A 17818-nucleotide genomic window follows, 5' to 3' on the forward strand; every position below is an offset into this window, starting at 1 on the left:
CTGGGCGGAGCGGGGCCCCTGCCCTAGCGGTTGGATTCGAGGTAGCCTTCGGTGAACACCCGGTATTGGTCGAAGATAGAGCGGACGCTGCGCCGCACCACCGCTTCGCCCTGGGCACCTTTGGGCACGGTCACGCCCGAGGCATAGCCGTTCCAGACCGCGCGGTTGGTGCGGTAGTCGATGAGGGTGACCAGCAGGGTGCCTTCCCGCAACAGCAGGCGCAGCGGTTGGTAGCCCTTGCGCGCATCTTTGGGGGTTTCGTCAGTTTCTTCCTTCCCCGAGGCCAACCAGGCCGTCAGTTCCTCCTGAGCAAAGCCCCGAAAGCGCATGTCCCCTTCGTAGAGGCGGAAGCTTACCAGCAGATCCGGGCGGTTTTTGGCGGGCTTGTAGCCCTGGGAGCGGAGGCGGGCCCGGATGGCGTCGCGCAGCACCTCGCCCAGGGCGCTGCTGTCGGTAGCCAGTTCGTTGCCGGTCACGAAGTCGTAGGTGCGGTAGCGCCGGAAATTACCACTATAGCTATAGTCCGATTCAATTCGGGCCTCGCGGGCGGCAAAGCACCCACTCAGGCTCAAAGCCAGGGTAAGTAGCGTAATCGTTGCAGGTTTCATAGGCAGACGGTCAGGCGAGAAATGAAGGCGTTTAAATTACTAGATATACGAAAGCTTACCCACTGATTTTAAGGCGGTCCAGCGAAAAATATCAACAAAATTTTGGCCTAAAGACGGAAGCCCGGACAGCGCGCACCCGCAGTTTTCGGCGGGTATTTCCCCCATGCTTTCAGCTCCTACCCGGAAATTCCTATCTTCCCTGTCCGTTCCCGGCCTTTTTGCCTTGCTATGCTGCCCTTTTACCTCAACGACCAGCTCATCCGTACCGACCAGCCCGCTGGCAGTACCCTCCTTGATTTCGTGCGCTACCACCAGCACCTGAAAGGCACCAAAATCGGGTGCCGCGAGGGCGACTGCGGGGCCTGCACTGTGCTGGTAGGCGAGCTGGCCCCCGATGGCACATCGGTGCAGTATCAATCCATGACGTCCTGCCTCACGCCCCTGGGCAACGCGCAGGGCAAGCATGTGGTCACGGTAGAGGGCATCAACGCGGCGCGGGGCACGCTCACGCCGGTGCAGCAGGCCATTGTGCAGGAAGGCGGCTCGCAGTGCGGTTTCTGCACGGTGGGCTTCGTGATGTCACTCACTGGCCACGCCCTTAGTGCTAAGCCTACTACTCCGGAAACCGCCCTGGCCTCCATCGACGGCAACATCTGCCGGTGCACAGGCTACAAAAGCCTGGAGCGGGCTACCCAGCACCTGCAACAGCAGTTGCAGCAGCGCCCGGCTTCTTCCCCCCTAGCCTGGCTGGCCGAGGAAGGCTTTGTGCCTAAGTACTTTGCTGATATGCCCGCCAAGCTCACGGCCCTGCGCAGCGCGGCTACGGGCGGAGCTGAAGCGTCCGAAGCACTACGGCCTGGCCCCGGCCTGGATGCTGCTGCGGCTGCCCGGGCCCAGATCCTGGGCGGCGGCACCGATTTGCTCGTGCAGCGCCCCGAGCAGGTGCGCGCCGTGCCCGTGGAGCTCGTGTACGACCAGCACAGCCTGCGCGGCATCCGGCGCGAGGGTGACACTATTGTACTGGGCGCCGCCACTACCGCGCAGCAGCTGATGGAATCGGAGGTGATGCTGGCGGCGCTGCCCGAGCTGCCCCGGTTTCTGAAGCTGGTGAGCAGCACGCCCATCCGGCAGATGGGCACTGTGGCTGGCAACTTCATCAACGCCTCCCCCATCGGCGACCTGACCATTCTGTTTCTGGCGTTAGGCGCGGAAGTTGAGCTGGAAAATTCTGCCGGTCAGCGCCGCGCCTTACCGCTTGCGGAGTTGTACCTCGATTACAAGAAGCTGGCAAAAACCGCCGATGAGCAGGTAACAGAAATTCGCTTCCCGGCTCCGCAACTGGCTGACCTGTTCAACTTCGAGAAAGTATCCAAGCGCACTCACCTGGATATTGCCAGCGTGAACTCGGCCGCCTGGCTGCGCATCGAGCAAGGTGTGATTCAGGCTGCCCACCTTTCGGCCGGGGGCGTGGGGCCGATTCCGCTGCTGCTGCGTCGCACTTCGGCCTGGCTGGTAGGCCAGCCGGTTTCCGCCGAAACGGTGCAGCATGCCCTTACCCTGGCCCAGCAGGAAATCAGCCCGATATCGGATGTGCGCGGCACTGAGCACTACAAGCGGCTTCTGCTGCACCAGTTGCTCACGGCGCATTTCCTACCGCTGCTCCCGGAGCTGGTATAACAGCCCTTTTGATTTTGTCATTTCTATTGAAGCGCCATCCAACTGTCGGCGTTAGCTCATGAACCACCTCGATCCGGCCCGCCACGTGCGCGGCGAGTCTCAGTACCTCGATGATATTCCGGTGCAACACGGCACCCTGTACGCGGCTGTGGTGGAGTCGCCGGTGGCGCACGGCAAGCTGCTGAGCATAGATGCTACGGCGGCCCTGCAGCTGCCGGGCGTGGTGCGCGTCCTCACGGCCGAGGACATTCCCGGTGAAAACCAGATTGGTGGCATCGTGCCCGACGAGCCCCTGCTGGCTGAGGGCCATGTACATTTCCGGGGGCAGCCGGTAGCCTTAGTTTTGGCCGATTCGGAGCACGCGGCCCACGCAGCTTTGCGCCACGTGCGGGTAGAGGTCAGCCCGCTGCCCATTATTGTGGATCCGCGGGAAGCTGCCGCCCAGGGTGAGCTGATTGTACCGCCGCGCACCTTCCGCATCGGAGCGGCCGAGGATGCCTGGGCCGGGTGCGCGCACGTATTTGAGGGCGTAGCTGAATCGGGCGGGCAGGAGCATCTGTACATTGAAACCCAGGGCGCGTATGCCTTCCCAACGGAAATGGGCGGGGTGCGCGTTATTTCTTCCACGCAGGGCCCCACGGCCGTGCAGCGCCACACGGCGCGGGTGCTGGGCGTGGGTATGCACCAGGTAGAAGTGGACGTGACGCGCCTTGGCGGCGGCTTCGGCGGCAAGGAAGACCAGGCCACCACCTGGGGCGCCTTGGCCGCCCTAGGCGCCTTCGTGGTGCGGCGGCCGGTGAAGCTGGTACTCGACCGCATGGCCGATATGCGCATGACCGGCAAGCGCCACCCCTACTCCTCCGACTTCAAAATCGGGCTGGACGCCGACCTGAAGATTGTGGCCTACGAGGTGACGTTCTACCAGAACGCCGGGGCCGCCGCCGACCTGTCGCCGGCCGTGCTGGAGCGGACGCTGTTTCACGCTACCAACGCCTACTTCATTCCGAACGTGACGGCCACGGCCTACAGCTGCCGTACTAATCTGCCACCCAACACGGCTTTCCGGGGCTTTGGCGGGCCGCAAGGTATGTTCGTGATAGAGTCGGCTATAGCCTGCGCGGCTGAGAAGCTGGGCGTGCCGGCGGCTGACATTCAGCAGCGCAACCTGCTGCGCGAGGGCGACCTGTTCCCTTACCGCCAGCCCACCGAGGGCTGCCACGCCGAGCAGGCCTGGAACACGGCCGCCGAGCTGTACGACCTGTCCGCCCGGCGTCGGGAAGTGGCCGAGTTCAATGCCGCGCACAAGCTGCAGAAGAAAGGCTTGGCCGTGATGCCCATTTGCTTCGGCATTTCCTTTACCAAAACCGCCATGAACCAAGCCCGGGCGCTGGTGCACATCTACACGGATGGGTCGGTGGGCGTGAGCACGGGCGCGGTGGAAATGGGTCAGGGCGTGAACATCAAGATTGCCCAGGTGGCGGCCCAAACCCTGGGCATTTCGCTGAGCCGGGTGAAGGTGGAAAGCACCAACACCACCCGCGTAGCCAACACCTCCCCCAGCGCCGCCTCGGCTACCGCCGACCTCAACGGCAAAGCCACCCAACTGGCCTGTCTGGCCTTGCGCGAGCGGCTGCTGCGCCTGGCGGCCACCGAGCTGAAGATAAACTACGAGGGCCTGCAAATCGAGAACGAGCAGGTGCTGGCCGCCGGAAAACCCGCCGATACGACCTGGGAGAAGCTGGTATCGGCCGCCTACTGGCAGCGCATCAGCCTCAGCGAAAACGCCCACTACGCCACGCCCGACCTGCATTTCAACCCTGAAACCAACCAGGGCTACCCCTTCGCCTACCACGTGTACGGCACGGCCCTCACCACCGTGCGCGTCGATTGCCTGCGCGGCACTTACGAGGTGGAGGCGGTGCAGATTGCCCACGACTTCGGGCAGAGCATGAACCCGGCCGTGGACCGCGGCCAGATTGAAGGCGGTGCGGTGCAGGGTATAGGCTGGATGACCCTGGAGGAGCTGGTATTTAACGATGAAGGCCGCCTGCTTAGCAACTCGCTCAACTCCTACAAAATCCCCGACCTATACTCGGCTCCCAAGGTAATCGACGTGCACTTCCTGGATACGCCCGGTCACTCGCGGGCGGTTCTGCGCTCCAAGGCCGTGGGCGAGCCGCCGCTTATGTACGGCATCGGGACCTACTTCGCCCTGCGCGACGCTATTCGGGCGTTCAACCCCGCGGCGGATATATCTTTTTCGGCCCCTATGACGCCCGAGAAGGTTCTCGTAAATTTGCACCCCGATTTCAAATTTACGCCTGCCCCCACCCCTGCTTGGAACTCACCCGCCCCACTCAACTCCGTAACCACCTCCGAGGATTCCTGATTTACGCCGCCGGCGACACGGCCGCGGCCCTGCTCCTACACCAGTTTTCCTGGCTCCGTTTGCTGGGTATGGCCCTCGTGGGTGGCATACTCTACTCCACTGAAGTGCCCGCCTATTTCCGCTGGCTCGACCGGCAGCAACCGGCCGCCGGGGCTACCACCCGCGTGAAGCGCTGGCAACGGGCCGCCCTGTCGCTACTGTACTTCAACCCGCTCTGGATTGCCCGCCACTACGCGTTTCTGGGGTTGTTCGGGGGCGCGGCCGAGCCCATTTCCCTGGCTTTGCTCCCGGTAGCGGGCCGCTCATTTCTGCTAAACGCGCCGGTGTCGTTGGCAGCTAACTACTATATTCAAAACCGCGTCACGGCCCAGCGGCGCTTTATGGTCAGCGCACTGTTCTCGGGCGTAATGGCCGTTTCCTACGCCCTGGCCGCTGTGTGGCTGTAGCCTACACCTTTGTGTTGTAGTTGCTGGGGTTATTCACTGACGAAACGATGCGTCTCGCCATCGTTCAGCTTCCCACAACCAGCCGCAGCACCTAACTTACCACTACTCATCTTCTCACCACTTAGCTCTGCCTGATGCCGCTTGACCTACCCGACTACGGCCCCGGCACCCAGGCCCCCGTGCCGCGTGAAGCGGCTGTTTGGGAACACGCGGCTGAGGCGCTGAAGCAGCAGGAGCCGGTAGTACTGCTGTGCGTGCTGCACAGCCAGGGCAGCAGCCCGGGCCGGCAGGGGTTTAAGATGAGCGTGACGCGCACGGGCATGGCCGGCTCTATTGGGGGCGGGATGATGGAGCACAAGCTGGTAGAGCTAACCCGCGCCCACTTCCTGCAACCCAACGCCGCGCCCGAAATCCGCCGCCAGGTGCACCGCCGCGACGAGCCTGCAGACCGCTCCGGCATGATCTGCTCAGGTGAGCAAACTGTGCTGCTGCTACCCCTACAAGTGGCCCATGTGCCCGTTCTGGCCGACATCCTGCGGCGCCTACGCACGGCCCAGCGCGGGCAGCTGCACCTTAGTTCTGCGGGCCTTCACCTCACGGACACCCTCGCCCCAACCGCCTTCCAGCTCGGGACACAGTGGCGCTACACCGAGCCGCTGGGTTTCCGGCAGCACGTGACCATCGTGGGGGGCGGGCACGTGAGTCTGGCCCTGGCCCGCATACTGGCTACGCTGGACTTTGGTATTACGGTACTGGAAGAACGGGCCGAGCTGAATACGTTTGTGGGCAACCCCTACGCCCACCAGCGCCGCACGGTGCGCTACGAGGCCCTGGCCCCGGCAGTAACGGAGGGCCTGGACCAGTTCGTAGTGCTGATGACCTTCGGCTACCGCACCGATTATGTGGCCCTGAAGCAGCTGCTGCACCACCAGCTGGGCTACCTAGGCGTGCTGGGCAGCCAGGCCAAAATTGCCGATATGTGGGCGACGCTACGAACCGAAGGTGTTGCCGAAGCCACGCTAGCCCGCATCCACGCGCCCGTTGGGGTGCCCATCCACAGCCGCACGCCCGAAGAAATTGCCATCAGCATTGCGGCGGAGTTAGTTCTGGTGCGGAACGGGAACCCGGGATGAAGTAGGGCATAGACTGGTATAGACCAGATAACAAGTTTTCGTACAAAGTAGCAGCAGCAAAAAGGCCGTCATGCTGAGCGAAGCCGAAGCATCTCTACCGCTTCGTTGTGGTAGTAATCCAACAAAGCGGTAGAGATGCTTCGGCTTCGCTCAGCATGACGTTCTAAATTCAATTCGATGTGCTTACTTCTGCCCAGGTTTTTGCTAGGGCTGGTGCTAGCCTGAACTTGTAACCGGTGAACAGGTTATTGCTACGGTTTTTGGTTAGCGGCTATGCCTACAGGCCCGCTGCCCGCCAAATCCGGCATCAACTTTCACCCCCCCAATCCCCTAAAAAAACAGATGAAGTTTACCCTCCTGCTCACGGCCGCCCTGGCTGTTTTTGCCCTGCAGACGCAAGCTCAGACCACTGCCCCACCGCGCGTAGCCTCCGACCAGATTGCCACCAAGAAAGGCCCGCTCACCGTGCAGCCCATCACCCACGGCAGCGTGGTGCTGACCTGGAACGGCAAAACCATCTACGTGGACCCCTACGGCGGGGCCGAGGCCTACGCCGGGCTGGCAGCCCCTGATGTTATCCTGATTACCGACATCCACGGCGACCACCTGGACCCCAAGACGCTAGCGGGACTGTCTGTAGGCAAAGCCCTGATGGTAGTGCCCAAAGCCGTGGCCGATCAACTCCCGGCTGAGTACAAAACCCAGGCCCGCATCCTCGGCAACGGCCAGAAGCTCGACACCCTGGGCATGAGCGTTTCGGCCATTCCCATGTATAACCTGCCCGAAGCCGCCGACGCCATGCACACCAAAGGCCGGGGCAATGGCTACGTGCTGAACCTGGGCGGCAAAAACGTGTACCTCTCCGGCGACACGGAAGACATTCCCGAAATGCGCGCCCTCAAAGGCATCGACGTGGCGTTTGTGTGCATGAACCTGCCCTACACCATGAACGTGGACCAAGCCGCCCAGGGCGTGTTGGCCTTTAAGCCGGGCATTGTGTACCCCTACCACTACCGCGGCCAGAACGGCCTGAGCGACGTGGACGCCTTCAAGAAAACGGTAAACGCTGCCAACAAGAAAATTGACGTGCGCCTGCGCAACTGGTACCCGGCCGCTCAGTAACTCCCCAAAACTATACGAAACGTCCTGCCAGATTAGCATCTGGCAGGACGTTTTTGGTTTTAATTCAGCTACTCTCATTTAGAGTGTAGTTAGGAAGTGTCATGCTGAGCCTGTCGAAGCATGACCATTTAGGAATTTTCAGACACAGCCCTAAACGAAAGCTTGCCAGCTGCCTATTTACCGATACCCCGCTGCCTGCAGCTGAAACAGCTCGGCGTAGCGGCCACCGCGGGCCAGCAGCTCCTCGTGGGAGCCGATTTCCACGAACTGCCCGTTTTCGATAACCAGGATGCGGTCGGCCATGCGCACGGTGAATAATATGGTACTCTCAGCCTATTGTGGAGGAAGGATCATTATTTAGGGTTTCTCTAACATGATCTACATAGCCAGCCCACTCTTTATATTCTTTCAGATGCCATGCAATGCGTTCATCAAGCGTTACTGCTTTGCTATCAGAATCCACATCTATTATAAAACCTTGCTGAGTGAGGAATGCTGCATATTTTTGCAAATATATAAACCGTAAGTATGTATTTCCATAAGAGCCTAACTCAATCCATATAGTATCCTTCCAAAACGCAAAATCGAATGAAATATCCTCAATTTCAGCCCAAAGACGGAAATGCATATCTGGAAAATCCTCATCCAAGTCAGCAACTTCTAGATTCAAGAAATACCTACTAGAGCCAGCGAGGTTCATGTCGTAAACCTCCGGGAAAGCTGCAATCAGTTTCGCAGCTATGATCTTATTCAGCTTGAGCGATGACTCGTTGTCTACCTCAACTACTCTGCTAAAAGGAAGATCATAAGGCATAAGCAAGAAGAGGATTGTGCTACTTTTTATGCTAATGTAATGTATTTGCTCTTTACCGATACCCTGCTGCTTGCAGCTGAAACAGCTCGGCGTAGCGGCCGCCGCGGGCCAGCAGTTCCTCGTGGGAGCCGATTTCCACGAACTGCCCGTTTTCGATGACCAGGATGCGGTCGGCCATGCGCACGGTGCTGAAGCGGTGGCTGATGAGCACGGCGGTTTTGCCCTGGGTCAGGTCCTTGAAGCGCTGGAACACCTCGTACTCGGCGCGGGCGTCGAGGGCGGCGGTGGGCTCGTCGAGGATCAGCAGCTGGGCGTCGCGCATGTAGGCGCGGCCGAGGGCTATTTTTTGCCACTCGCCCCCACTCAGGTCCACGCCCTTGGCAAAGCGCCGCCCAATAATCTGGTTGTAGCCCTCGGGCAGCTTACGCACCACCGAGTCGGCGAGGCTCTGGGCGGCGGCCTGCTCGATGCGGGGCTGGTCGTCTTTCTGCTCGATGCGCCCCACGGCCAGGTTTTGGCCCGCCGACAGCTGGAAGCGCACGAAGTCCTGGAAAATCACCCCGATTTCCTGGCGCAGCTCGGCCGGGTCGTAGTCGCGCAGGTCGTGGCCGTCGAGTAGGATGCGGCCCTCGGTGGGGTCGTAGAGGCGCGACAGAAGCTTGACGAGGGTGGTTTTGCCGGCGCCGTTTTCGCCTACCAGCGCCAGCTTTTCGCCGGCCTGCAAAGTAAAGGACAGGTTGCGCACGGCCCACTTCTCCGCGTTGCGGTACTTGAAGCCTACATTATCGAAGGTGAAGCCCTGCTGGATGGGCCGGGGGAACGGGCGCACAGGGCGCGAGTCGTCGCGGCGGATGCGGGGCTGCAGGTGGAAGAAGTCGAAGAAATCCTGCAGATACAATGCGCCCTCGGCCACCGTGCTGAACCGGCTCAGGATGCCTTCGAGCAAACCGCGCATGCGGGCAAACGAGCCGGCCAGAAACGTGAGCTGCCCGATGCTGATGCGCCCGCCTACGGCCTGGGTGATGATATACACATAGGCGGCGTAGTAGCCGGCCGCGCCAACTGCCGCGAAGAAAGCACCCCACCCGGCCCGCCGAATCACGAGTCGCTTGTTTTTCTGGTAAAACTCGTCGGATAGCAGCCGAAACCGATCAATCAGAAACCCTGAAAGTCCGAAGATCTTAACTTCCTTGGCCGTTTCGTCGGAGGCCCCGGTTTGGCGCAGGTAGTCCAGCTCACGCCGCTCGGGCGTCCAGCCGTGCACCAGGGAATAGCTGCGCTCATTGAAGTGCGACTCGCCCAGGAAGGCGGGAATAACAGCTACCAGCAGCAGCAACAGTAGCCAGGGGTTGAAGGCGGCCAGCCCCACAGCCAGAAACAGCATGGTAATGACGTCCTGGGCCTGCGAAAGCACCTGGGCCATGAGCACCGTGCGCGAGAGGGTCTGGCGGCGGGCCCGCTCTAGCTTGTCGTAGAAGGTGCTGTCCTCGAACTGGTCGAGGTCCAGTTCGGCGGCGTGCTCCATCAGGCGCACCGAGGAGCGGTTGGCGAACAGGTCGCCCAGCAAGGAGTCGAGCAGGGCCACTGCCCGGCCCAGACCGTCAGACAGAATAGCTAGCCCAAACTCCAGAGCCAGCAAGCCCAGCACCGGCGTGAGGGTGCGCTCGGCAGCGGGCAGGCGGCTGAGCTGCACCACCGCGTCGAGCAGCAGCTGGCCCACGTAGAGCATGGCCAGCGGCAGCGCGGCCCGCACTAGCCGCAGGCTGGCATTGCCCAGGGTAAGGCCCGGGCTGGTTTCCCAGATCAGGCGCAGAAAGGCCGGCAGGTTGCGCAGGGCCGACACCCGCTCCCGCACCGAGAGGGCGGGTTTGCCGTCGGGGCGGGGCTTTTTGGCGGAAATGGTGGTGAGGAAATCAGAAAACCAGGACATAGGAAGCTTCTACGGCACACTTCGGGCCGGAAGCTGAAAGAAGCCGTTTTGGCAGAAAAACCCGTTATGTCGGGCAGTACAAGCCGGCCGGCGTACCTTTGCCGCAATGCCCACTCCTGCTTCTGCTGCTTCGCCCAAGGTCTACACGGCCGGCTTCTGGCTGATGTGCCTGTCGTCGTTTTTCTTTTTCATGAGCTTCAACATGCTCCTGCCCGAGCTGCCGGATTACCTGGCACGCATGGGCGGCGGCGACTATAAGGGCTACATCATTGCCTTGTTTACGCTCACGGCGGGCCTTTCGCGGCCCTTCAGCGGCAAGCTGGCCGACACGGTGGGACGCATTCCGGTGATGGTGTTCGGCTCGCTGGTGTGCTTTGTCTGCGGCTTTTTCTACCCCTGGGCTACTACCGTCACCGGGTTTCTGCTGCTGCGCTTGGTCCACGGCTTCAGCACCGGCTTCAAGCCCACCGGCACGGCGGCCTTCATTGCCGACATCATTCCGCTTTCCCGGCGCGGGGAGGCCATGGGGCTACTGGGTGTGGCGGGCTCCCTTGGCATGGCTGCCGGCCCGGCCCTGGGGCCCTATATCACGGCTACGTTTTCGCTCAACACCCTATTCTACTGCTCTTCGGGGCTGGCTCTGCTGAGTTTGGCCGTGCAGGGCACCATGACGGAAACCCTGCCCGCCGCCCAGCGCCAGCCCTTCAGCTGGAGTTTGCTGCGCCTGGAGTGGCACGAGGTGCTGGAGCCCCGCGTGTTCAAGCCCGCCCTCATTACCATGCTGTGCTTGTTTCCCTTCGGCGCCATCCTCACGGTGGTGCCCGACCAAAGCGTGGCCCTGGGCCTGAAAGGCGCCGACAAAGGACTTTTCTACACCTCCTACACGCTTACTTCCCTGCTAGTGCGCCTGGTGGCGGGCCGCGCCTCCGATACCTACGGCCGCGTGCCGGTGCTGCGCGTGTCGGCGGGCCTGCTGCTGCTGGCCTTGCTGGTGCTGGCGTTTATGGGCCAGTCGGTGGTATTGTTTCTGACGGGCGCGGTTTTGTTTGGGCTGGGTGCGGGCCTCAACTCCCCCACGCTGTATGCCTGGACGGTAGATCTGAGCCATCCCGAGCGGCGCGGCCGGGCCGTGGCCACCATGTACATTGCCCTGGAAGTAGGTATTGGCCTGGGAGCCTTGCTGGCCGGCTGGCTTTACGACAACACCACGGCCCGCCTGCCCTACGTGCACCTGCTGAGCGCGGCCCTCCTGCTAGTGGCTCTGGTGTACCTGCTGGTGGCTGTGCGCAGCCGCCCGGCAGCGCAGTAAGCCAAAATATTTCAGGCCAAAACGGTGGGGCGTATTTATGCACCTGACCGAATTATGTACATTTGATGAAGAACGTCTAAGTTGAGCATACGCTGGCTAAAAGCTATTTGGCCAGTTCTTTAGAAGTTTATATTTTGTCTGATTTAAATAATATTTCGGGTGATTATCAGGCCATTCACTTTATCCGGGCGGCTCGCTATTTTATGCCTGCTGGTGCTGGCTGCCCCCACCGCGCTGGCCCAGGAAGTGCCCCTCGTCTTCGGTAAGGTTACCGCAGCCGATTTCGTGGCCGCTCCCGCCGACTCCGCCGCCCCGGCCGTCATGCTCTGCGACTTCGGCCAGTCAAAAATTGTGGGTGGCCGCGAGGGTTTTCAGCTGGAATACGTGCGTACCGCCCGCATTCTGATTCGGCGCAAGGCTGGCTACCCTTGGACCACCGTGCAGGTGCCCCTCTACCGCCGAAACGAACAGACGGAACGCTTCAAAAAGCTGAAAGGCATTACTTACAACCTGGTTGATGGCAAGCTGATCCAGGAGAAGATGGCCGAAAATGCTGTCTTCAAGGATGAACAAGACAAAAATCACACGAGCTACCGTTTTACCTTGCCTAACGTGCGGGAGGGCTCCATCATCGAGTTCACCTACACCGTAGAGTCCGACTTCCTGTTTAACCTGCAGGCCTGGCGCTTTCAGCATACCATCCCCACCCGCTGGAGCGAGTACCGCACGGTTATTCCAGCCTACTTCCGCTACAAACAGATTACGCGGAGCTATCTGCCCTTCGCGGTGCAGGAAGACAAGCCCGTACCGTATAATACCCGTATGTCCCACAGCTTCGAGGGACTGGCGCCGGCCCAGGAATACAACATCAATACCCAGGCCTTGAGCAGCCGCTGGGTTATGAAGAATGTGCCCGCGCTCCGCGAAGAGCCTTTCATGACCGCCCAGCTTGATTATTTCTCTTCGGTTGATTTTGAGCTGTCGACCATTCAGTACCCCAACCAGGAGCCCCGGGATGTAGCAGCTACCTGGGAAGCCATCGGCACCGAACTACTGCAGCAGGAGCAGTTTGGCCGCGACCTGTATCAGAAATCAACGCTTACCGCCCAGATAAGCGCTTTGAAAGCTCGCTTGCCGGAGCCCCGGGAACGGGCCGCCGCCGTGGTGGCCCTGGTGCAGCAAACCATGAAGTACAACGGGCAGGAACAGCTCTACCTGACTAAAACCTTAAAAGAAGCTACCCAACGAGGCCAGGGCAACGTGGCCGATGTAAATCTGCTGCTGGTGCAAAGCCTGCGGGCGGCCGGGCTGGATGCAAATCCTCTCCTGCTGAGCACCCGCAGCCACGGTCATGTGCTGGAATCGATGCCCGTGCTCAACAACTTCAACTACGTAGTGGCCCACGTACGCCTTCCTGATAACACGGAGCTGCTGGTAGACGCTACGGAGCCCGTCGTGCCGCTGGGGATGCTGCCGAAGCGCTGCCTCAACGGCAACGGACGGTTGCTAACGGCACCGGCGGCCCTCGGGCGGTGGGTTTCGTTGGCTCCAACGCAACGGTAGGCTTATTTCAGTAAAACCACGCTCACCTTGCAGCCCGATGGATCTTTGCAGGGCAAAACGCACTGGGAATGGAGCGGCTACGCGGCTGCTGAAGCCCGCACTACAGAGCCGGCTCAGTTGGTGCGCACCCTTCAGCAGCAGTTGGGCGACGATACCACTCCTATTTCGGCCGCCGTGTGGCAGCACCAGCGGGAACCAGCCCACTCGCTGCAGCTGGATCTGCCCTTGCAGATGGACAATACGGAAGGTCAGGCTACCACCACCTACCTCGCGCTGCTGGCCCGCCTGGGTTTAAACAGCAACCCATTCAGCGCCGAAAGCCGCTACTTCCCCGTCGACTTTGGTACTACCCGCGACGAAACGCACCAGCTCACGCTTACCCTGCCAGATGGGGTTACACTGACCGAAAAGCCGCAAAGTCAAAGCCTGGCTCTGCCCGATAATGGCGGCCGGTTTACCTACCTCTGCGCTCAGGAAGGCCGCACGGTGCAGTTTATGAGCCGGCTGCAGCTAAACAAAGCGCAGTACAGCGCGGCCGAATATGCGAACCTGCGCGAGTTCTACGCCCGCATCGTGGCCAAACACGCCGAGCCGCTGGTGCTCAGCACCGGTGCCCGCCCTTAGTTTTAAATCTACCGTCACCTTTGCCTTTTCCCTATGATACTACGTGTACTTTCCTTTATCGCACTGGCTCTGGGCCTGGGCTGCGCAACGGCTCCATCGGCCCAAGCCCAGGCCGAGCCCATCAAATTTGGCAAGCTCGATCTGAAAGAATTTGACGCCAAAAACTTTGCCGCTGATACCGCTGCCGAGGCCGTAGTAATGGCTGACTTCGGCCGCAGTCATTTTGAGTATGTGCAGAACCAGTTCAAGGTTGTATTTGAACGCGTTACCCGCATCAAGATCCTCAAGAAAGCGGGCTATGACATGGCCACGGTCAGTGTTCCGCTGTACCGGAAGAACGGCAATGAAGAGCGGCTGAGCAACTTGCGGGGCTTTACCTACAACCTGGTGAATGGCCAGCTGGTCAAGGAAAAGCTGGAATCGTCGGGCATCTTTACGGAGCAGCGCGATGCCAACAACTCCGTCCGCAAATTCACGCTGCCCAACGTCAAGGAAGGCTCAATCATCGAGTATGCCTACAACGTGTCGTCAGACTTCTGGTTTAATTTTCAGGACTGGCAGTTTCAGTATTCGGTGCCCGTGCGCTGGAGCGAGTACCGGGCCAGCATTCCTGAGTACTTCGATTACCGGATGGCCATGCAGGGCTACGAGCCTCTGGCCGCCAGTGAACAGAACGAGGGCAACACCCAGTTTACGGTGCGCCAGGAAGGCGGCGCCATGGAAAACATTACCGCCCGCACCAAGACGTACCGGTGGGTGATGAAAGACGTGCCGGGCTTCCGGCAGGAACCTTTTATCACAACCACCCGGGACTACGTTTCCCGCATCGATTTTGAGCTGAGAGGCACGCAGTTTCCCCAACAACCCTACGAGGAAGCCACAGGCAACTGGAACAAAATAAATAGTGAGCTCCTGGCCGCTGAAAACTTTGGTACCCAGCTAAACCGCACGGGCTTCCTGAAGGCCGAAGTAGCGGCCATTATGGCCAAGCACACCGAGCCCCTGGCGCGCGCCGCCGCCGTGCAGCAGTTGGTGCAGACCAATGTGCAGTACAACGACCTGGACCGCATGTATAGCGCAGGCGTGCGCAAGGCCTACGAGCAACACACCGGCAACTCGGCCGACATCAACCTGTTGTTGATTGGGCTGCTACGCAACGTGGGGCTTACCGCCAACCCTGCCATCCTCAGCACCCGCGACCATGGCCGGCTGGATGAAAGCTCCCCCATGATGAGCCGCTTCAACTACGTGCTGGCAGCCGTGACGCTCCCAGGCCAGGCAGAAGCGCTGCTGCTGGATGCCACCCAGAAACACGCCGATTTTGGGATGCTCCCGGAACGGGTGCTTAACACGCGGGCCCACCTGGTAACGGAGAAAAGCTTGGAAGACCACTGGCTGACGGTAGCCTCCCGGCAGCGCTATGTACATTTCCAGACGGCCCAGTTGCAGCTCGACGACCGGGGAGGCTGGAAAGGTAAAATTCACGACGAACACGCCGGCTACAACGCCCTGAGCGCCCGCGCCTCGTTGCAGAAACTTGGCGAGAAGAAGTACATCGAGACCAACTACCTGAAACAGAAAGACGGCTGGGCGGTGCCCAAATACACCGTGCAGCAAGCCGATTTGCTGGCCAAGCCCCTAGCCGTGGATATGGAAGTGGAAGCCCCCGGCGACGAGGACCCGAACGGGACGCTGTACTTCAGCCCCATGCGTAATTTTGGGGAGGATGAAAATCCGTTCAAACTCGTAAACCGGCAGTTCCCGGTGGATTTCGGGGCCGGCCGCGAAGAAACTCTTATGCTGACCTTCTAGTTGCCCACGGGCTACGAAGTGGAGGAATTGCCCAAGAGTGCCGCCATAACCCTCCCCGACAACGGCGGCCGCTTCCAATATGTGGTAGCCCCAACGGCGGGCGGCCTACAGGTGGTCAGCCGTATTTCCTTTAACAAGGCGGCCTACTCGGCCGAGGAATACGCCAACCTACGCGAGTTCTACAGCCTGATTGTGGCCAAACACGCCGAGCGCATCGTCCTGAAAAAGAAACTGTAATATGAACCGTTTCGCCCTACTGTTGGTCGCCTCGCTGGTGAGTACCGCCGCCCAGGCCGGTACCGCACCCAAATACCCGGTTGCGGCCATCCCCAGCGCGCTGCGCGAAAACGCCCACGCCGTGGTACGCCTCCACGATGAAACGTTCACGGTCAAGTCGGCGGGGCAGGCGGTGAGCACGCTGCGCTACGCCATTACCATTCTGGATGCCGACGGCGACGACCATGCCGTTGATCAGGTTGACTATGACCGTTTCAAGAGCATTAGCTACCTGCGCGGCAGCGTGTACGATGCCGAGGGAAAGCTGCTGCGCACCTTGCACGCGGCCGACGTGCGCGACGTGAGCACCACTTCCGACATCAGCCTGGCCGAGGATAGCCGGGCGCGTATTGCCAACCTGCAGCAGGGACGCTACCCTTACACCGTCGAGTTTGAGGAAGAATACACGACCTCCAACACGTTGTTCTACCCGGTATGGCATCCCGTGTCGTCCACGCACCTGGGCGTGGAGCAGTCACAGTTCCGGGTAAAAATACCCAAAAGCCTACCAGCCCTCCGCTACCGTGAAAAGAACCTGCCCACTGGCAGCCAGGTGCGGCAAAGTGCCGAGGGTAACTACACCGTGTATGAATGGTCGGTAGCCGGGTTACCTGCTTTCGAGCCTGAGTCGTATAGCCTGCCAGCCTGGGAACTGCTGCCGGCAGTATACACGGCCCCCGCTACGTTTGAAGTGCAAAACCACGCCGGCAACCTGTCTTCCTGGGAAGGCTTCGGTACCTGGGAATATACCCTCAACGAAGGCCGGGGCGAACTGCCTGCTTCGCAGCTGGCCCGGATGCAGGAACTGGCCCAGCGCGTGCCCGACGTGCGGGAGCGGGTGCGGCAGGTGTACGAATACCTGCAAACCAACACCCGCTATATTTCCATTCAGCTGGGGCTGGGCGGCTGGCAGACCATCCCGGCAGCAGAAGTGGCCGCCAAAGGCTACGGCGACTGCAAAGCCCTGTCGAATTACGGTATGGCCCTGCTAAAGGCGGCAGGCGTGCCGGCGTACTGTGCCCTGGCCGGAGCCGACCGACCGGACATCCAGACGGACTTTCCCAGCAACCAATTCAACCACGTGATTCTGTGCGTGCCCCTGCCGGCCGCCCGGCCCGACACGGTGTGGCTGGAGTGTACGTCGCAAACGTCCCCCTTCAACTACCTGAGCGGCTTTACCGCGGGCCGGCACGTGCTGCTGCTCACGCCCGCGGGCGGCAAGCTGGTGCGCACGCCGGTGTACAAAGCTACCGACAACACCCAGTTTCGGCGCGCCGAGCTTCGCCTCGATGATCAGGGCAACGCCACCGCCTCGGTGCGCACCCGCAGCGCGGCCCTGCAGCAGGACGATCTGTCGCAGGTATACCACCAGCTCACCCCCGAAGACCAAAAAAAGCAGGCCTACCGCCAGATTTCGCTGCCCAGCTTTACCATCAGCCGCTACACCCTCAAGCCGGGGGCTACGGTACCAGTGCCCGTGATGGTAGAACACCTGGAGCTGAGTTTGCCGCGCTACGCCACCGTAACGGGCAAGCGTGTGTTTGTGGTGCCCAACGTGCTCAATCAGTCGGCCGCCCCCTCACCCCAACTGGGTGAGCGGCAGACGGACGTGTGGCAGAGCTTTGCCTACCTGGATTCCGATACTATACAGCTGAAAACCCCGGCCGGCTTCCGCCTCGAAAACCTTCCGGCCCCCGTGCAACTTTCTACGGCGTTCGGCACCTATTCCGTGCAGCTGCAGGCGTTATCCGATGGCAGTATTCAGTACATCCGGCGGTTGCAGATGAACCGGGGGCGGTTTCCCAAGGCCGATTACCCGGCGTACCTGGAATTTCGTCGGCGCATCAATAAAGCCGATAAAACCCCGTTGGTGTTTCTAAAAAACGACGTCTGAGGGCTTTGCCGCCAGCTTGCCACAGCGTTGTTCCAGCCCGTCCTCTTTCGTAGGGGACGGGCTGGTTTCGTTTTGCCGATTAACCCACCCGGCCTTACTAGAGAGTGTGGACAGTCAGCGCATCCAATCCAGGGCGGCGAGCAGGTGAGCGACGGCTAAAAAAGAGGCGGCGGTTTTCTCGTAGCGGGTGGCCAAGCCTCGCGCTTCTTTGAGCCGGCCGA

General features: G+C 60.7%; 15 protein-coding genes. 11 read left to right on the top strand and 4 right to left on the bottom strand.

Annotated features, from left to right (window positions below; all coding sequences use genetic code 11):
• Window positions 1-23: 23 nt before the first annotated feature.
• Complete coding sequence (locus FY528_RS06410) at window positions 24-608, bottom strand: DUF4136 domain-containing protein (RefSeq protein ID WP_149070155.1); 585 nt, start codon at window positions 606-608, stop codon at window positions 24-26.
• 228 nt (window positions 609-836) lie between these two features.
• Here FY528_RS06410 and FY528_RS06415 point away from each other — a divergent pair, with 228 nt between their 5' ends.
• From FY528_RS06415 to FY528_RS06435, 5 genes are all read left to right on the top strand, one after another.
• On the top strand, window positions 837-2285 hold the full coding sequence (locus tag FY528_RS06415; protein WP_149070156.1) for an FAD binding domain-containing protein: 1449 nt from the start codon (window positions 837-839) through the stop codon (window positions 2283-2285).
• A 58-nt stretch (window positions 2286-2343) separates the two neighbouring features.
• Window positions 2344-4674 carry a xanthine dehydrogenase molybdopterin binding subunit gene (locus FY528_RS06420; RefSeq protein ID WP_149070157.1) on the top strand — a complete coding sequence of 777 codons (2331 nt, stop codon included), beginning with the start codon at window positions 2344-2346 and terminating at the stop codon, window positions 4672-4674.
• A complete protein-coding gene (locus FY528_RS06425) occupies window positions 4623-5120 on the top strand; it encodes a hypothetical protein (RefSeq protein WP_149070158.1) in 498 nt (165 codons plus the stop codon). Before FY528_RS06420 ends, FY528_RS06425 begins: the two co-directional genes overlap by 52 nt.
• A 134-nt stretch (window positions 5121-5254) precedes the next feature.
• A complete protein-coding gene (locus tag FY528_RS06430; protein ID WP_149070159.1) occupies window positions 5255-6253 on the top strand; it encodes an XdhC family protein in 999 nt (332 codons plus the stop codon).
• Window positions 6254-6595: 342 nt separating this feature from the next.
• On the top strand, window positions 6596-7375 hold the full coding sequence (locus FY528_RS06435; RefSeq protein WP_149070160.1) for an MBL fold metallo-hydrolase: 780 nt from the start codon (window positions 6596-6598) through the stop codon (window positions 7373-7375).
• Between the two features lie 177 nt (window positions 7376-7552).
• Here the strand turns inward: FY528_RS06435 and FY528_RS21510 are convergent, their stop codons facing one another.
• From FY528_RS21510 to FY528_RS06445, 3 genes are read right to left on the bottom strand one after another with little or no spacing between them, the layout of a single operon-like run.
• Entirely contained in the window at window positions 7553-7678 is a 126-nt protein-coding gene (locus FY528_RS21510; protein ID WP_262383928.1) for a hypothetical protein, read from the bottom strand.
• A gap of 25 nt (window positions 7679-7703) precedes the next feature.
• Window positions 7704-8189 (bottom strand): hypothetical protein, encoded by a 486-nt coding sequence (locus FY528_RS06440; RefSeq protein WP_149070161.1) that lies wholly within the window; start codon window positions 8187-8189, stop codon window positions 7704-7706.
• Between the two features lie 52 nt (window positions 8190-8241).
• Window positions 8242-10119 carry an ABC transporter ATP-binding protein gene (locus tag FY528_RS06445; protein ID WP_149070162.1) on the bottom strand — a complete coding sequence of 626 codons (1878 nt, stop codon included), beginning with the start codon at window positions 10117-10119 and terminating at the stop codon, window positions 8242-8244.
• A gap of 106 nt (window positions 10120-10225) precedes the next feature.
• Between FY528_RS06445 and FY528_RS06450 the strand changes: the two genes are divergently transcribed.
• The 6 genes from FY528_RS06450 to FY528_RS06475 all read left to right on the top strand — a co-directional run bounded on the left by FY528_RS06450 (window position 10226) and on the right by FY528_RS06475 (window position 17597).
• On the top strand, window positions 10226-11428 hold the full coding sequence (locus tag FY528_RS06450; protein ID WP_149070163.1) for an MFS transporter: 1203 nt from the start codon (window positions 10226-10228) through the stop codon (window positions 11426-11428).
• A 213-nt stretch (window positions 11429-11641) separates the two neighbouring features.
• The gene (locus FY528_RS06455; protein ID WP_149070164.1) at window positions 11642-12991 is read left to right on the top strand and encodes a hypothetical protein; all 1350 of its coding nucleotides are present in this window, start codon (window positions 11642-11644) and stop codon (window positions 12989-12991) included.
• Window positions 12992-13018: 27 nt separating this feature from the next.
• Window positions 13019-13615: a DUF3858 domain-containing protein gene (locus FY528_RS06460; protein ID WP_149070165.1), complete on the top strand. Its 597-nt coding sequence runs from the start codon at window positions 13019-13021 to the stop codon at window positions 13613-13615.
• A gap of 33 nt (window positions 13616-13648) precedes the next feature.
• Window positions 13649-15427, top strand: coding sequence for a DUF3857 domain-containing protein (locus FY528_RS06465; protein ID WP_149070166.1), 1779 nt, complete (start codon window positions 13649-13651; stop codon window positions 15425-15427).
• The gene (locus FY528_RS06470; RefSeq protein ID WP_149070167.1) at window positions 15428-15664 is read left to right on the top strand and encodes a DUF3858 domain-containing protein; all 237 of its coding nucleotides are present in this window, start codon (window positions 15428-15430) and stop codon (window positions 15662-15664) included.
• 1 nt (window position 15665) lies between these two features.
• On the top strand, window positions 15666-17597 hold the full coding sequence (locus tag FY528_RS06475) for a DUF3857 domain-containing protein (protein ID WP_149070168.1): 1932 nt from the start codon (window positions 15666-15668) through the stop codon (window positions 17595-17597).
• Window positions 17598-17818: the final 221 nt, after the last annotated feature.

Source organism: Hymenobacter lutimineralis (assembly GCF_008271285.1).
Classification (GTDB): domain Bacteria; phylum Bacteroidota; class Bacteroidia; order Cytophagales; family Hymenobacteraceae; genus Hymenobacter; species Hymenobacter lutimineralis.

Coding starts and splice junctions, on each gene's coding strand:
- FY528_RS21510 (WP_262383928.1), bottom strand. CDS start 7,678: ATGGCCGACCGCATCCTGGTTATCGAAAACGGGCAGTTCGTGGAAATC.
- FY528_RS06445 (WP_149070162.1), bottom strand. CDS start 10,119: ATGTCCTGGTTTTCTGATTTCCTCACCACCATTTCCGCCAAAAAGCCC.
- FY528_RS06465 (WP_149070166.1), top strand. CDS start 13,649: ATGATACTACGTGTACTTTCCTTTATCGCACTGGCTCTGGGCCTGGGC.
- FY528_RS06420 (WP_149070157.1), top strand. CDS start 2,344: ATGAACCACCTCGATCCGGCCCGCCACGTGCGCGGCGAGTCTCAGTAC.
- FY528_RS06450 (WP_149070163.1), top strand. CDS start 10,226: ATGCCCACTCCTGCTTCTGCTGCTTCGCCCAAGGTCTACACGGCCGGC.
- FY528_RS06435 (WP_149070160.1), top strand. CDS start 6,596: ATGAAGTTTACCCTCCTGCTCACGGCCGCCCTGGCTGTTTTTGCCCTG.
- FY528_RS06415 (WP_149070156.1), top strand. CDS start 837: ATGCTGCCCTTTTACCTCAACGACCAGCTCATCCGTACCGACCAGCCC.
- FY528_RS06440 (WP_149070161.1), bottom strand. CDS start 8,189: ATGCCTTATGATCTTCCTTTTAGCAGAGTAGTTGAGGTAGACAACGAG.
- FY528_RS06475 (WP_149070168.1), top strand. CDS start 15,666: ATGAACCGTTTCGCCCTACTGTTGGTCGCCTCGCTGGTGAGTACCGCC.
- FY528_RS06410 (WP_149070155.1), bottom strand. CDS start 608: ATGAAACCTGCAACGATTACGCTACTTACCCTGGCTTTGAGCCTGAGT.
- FY528_RS06430 (WP_149070159.1), top strand. CDS start 5,255: ATGCCGCTTGACCTACCCGACTACGGCCCCGGCACCCAGGCCCCCGTG.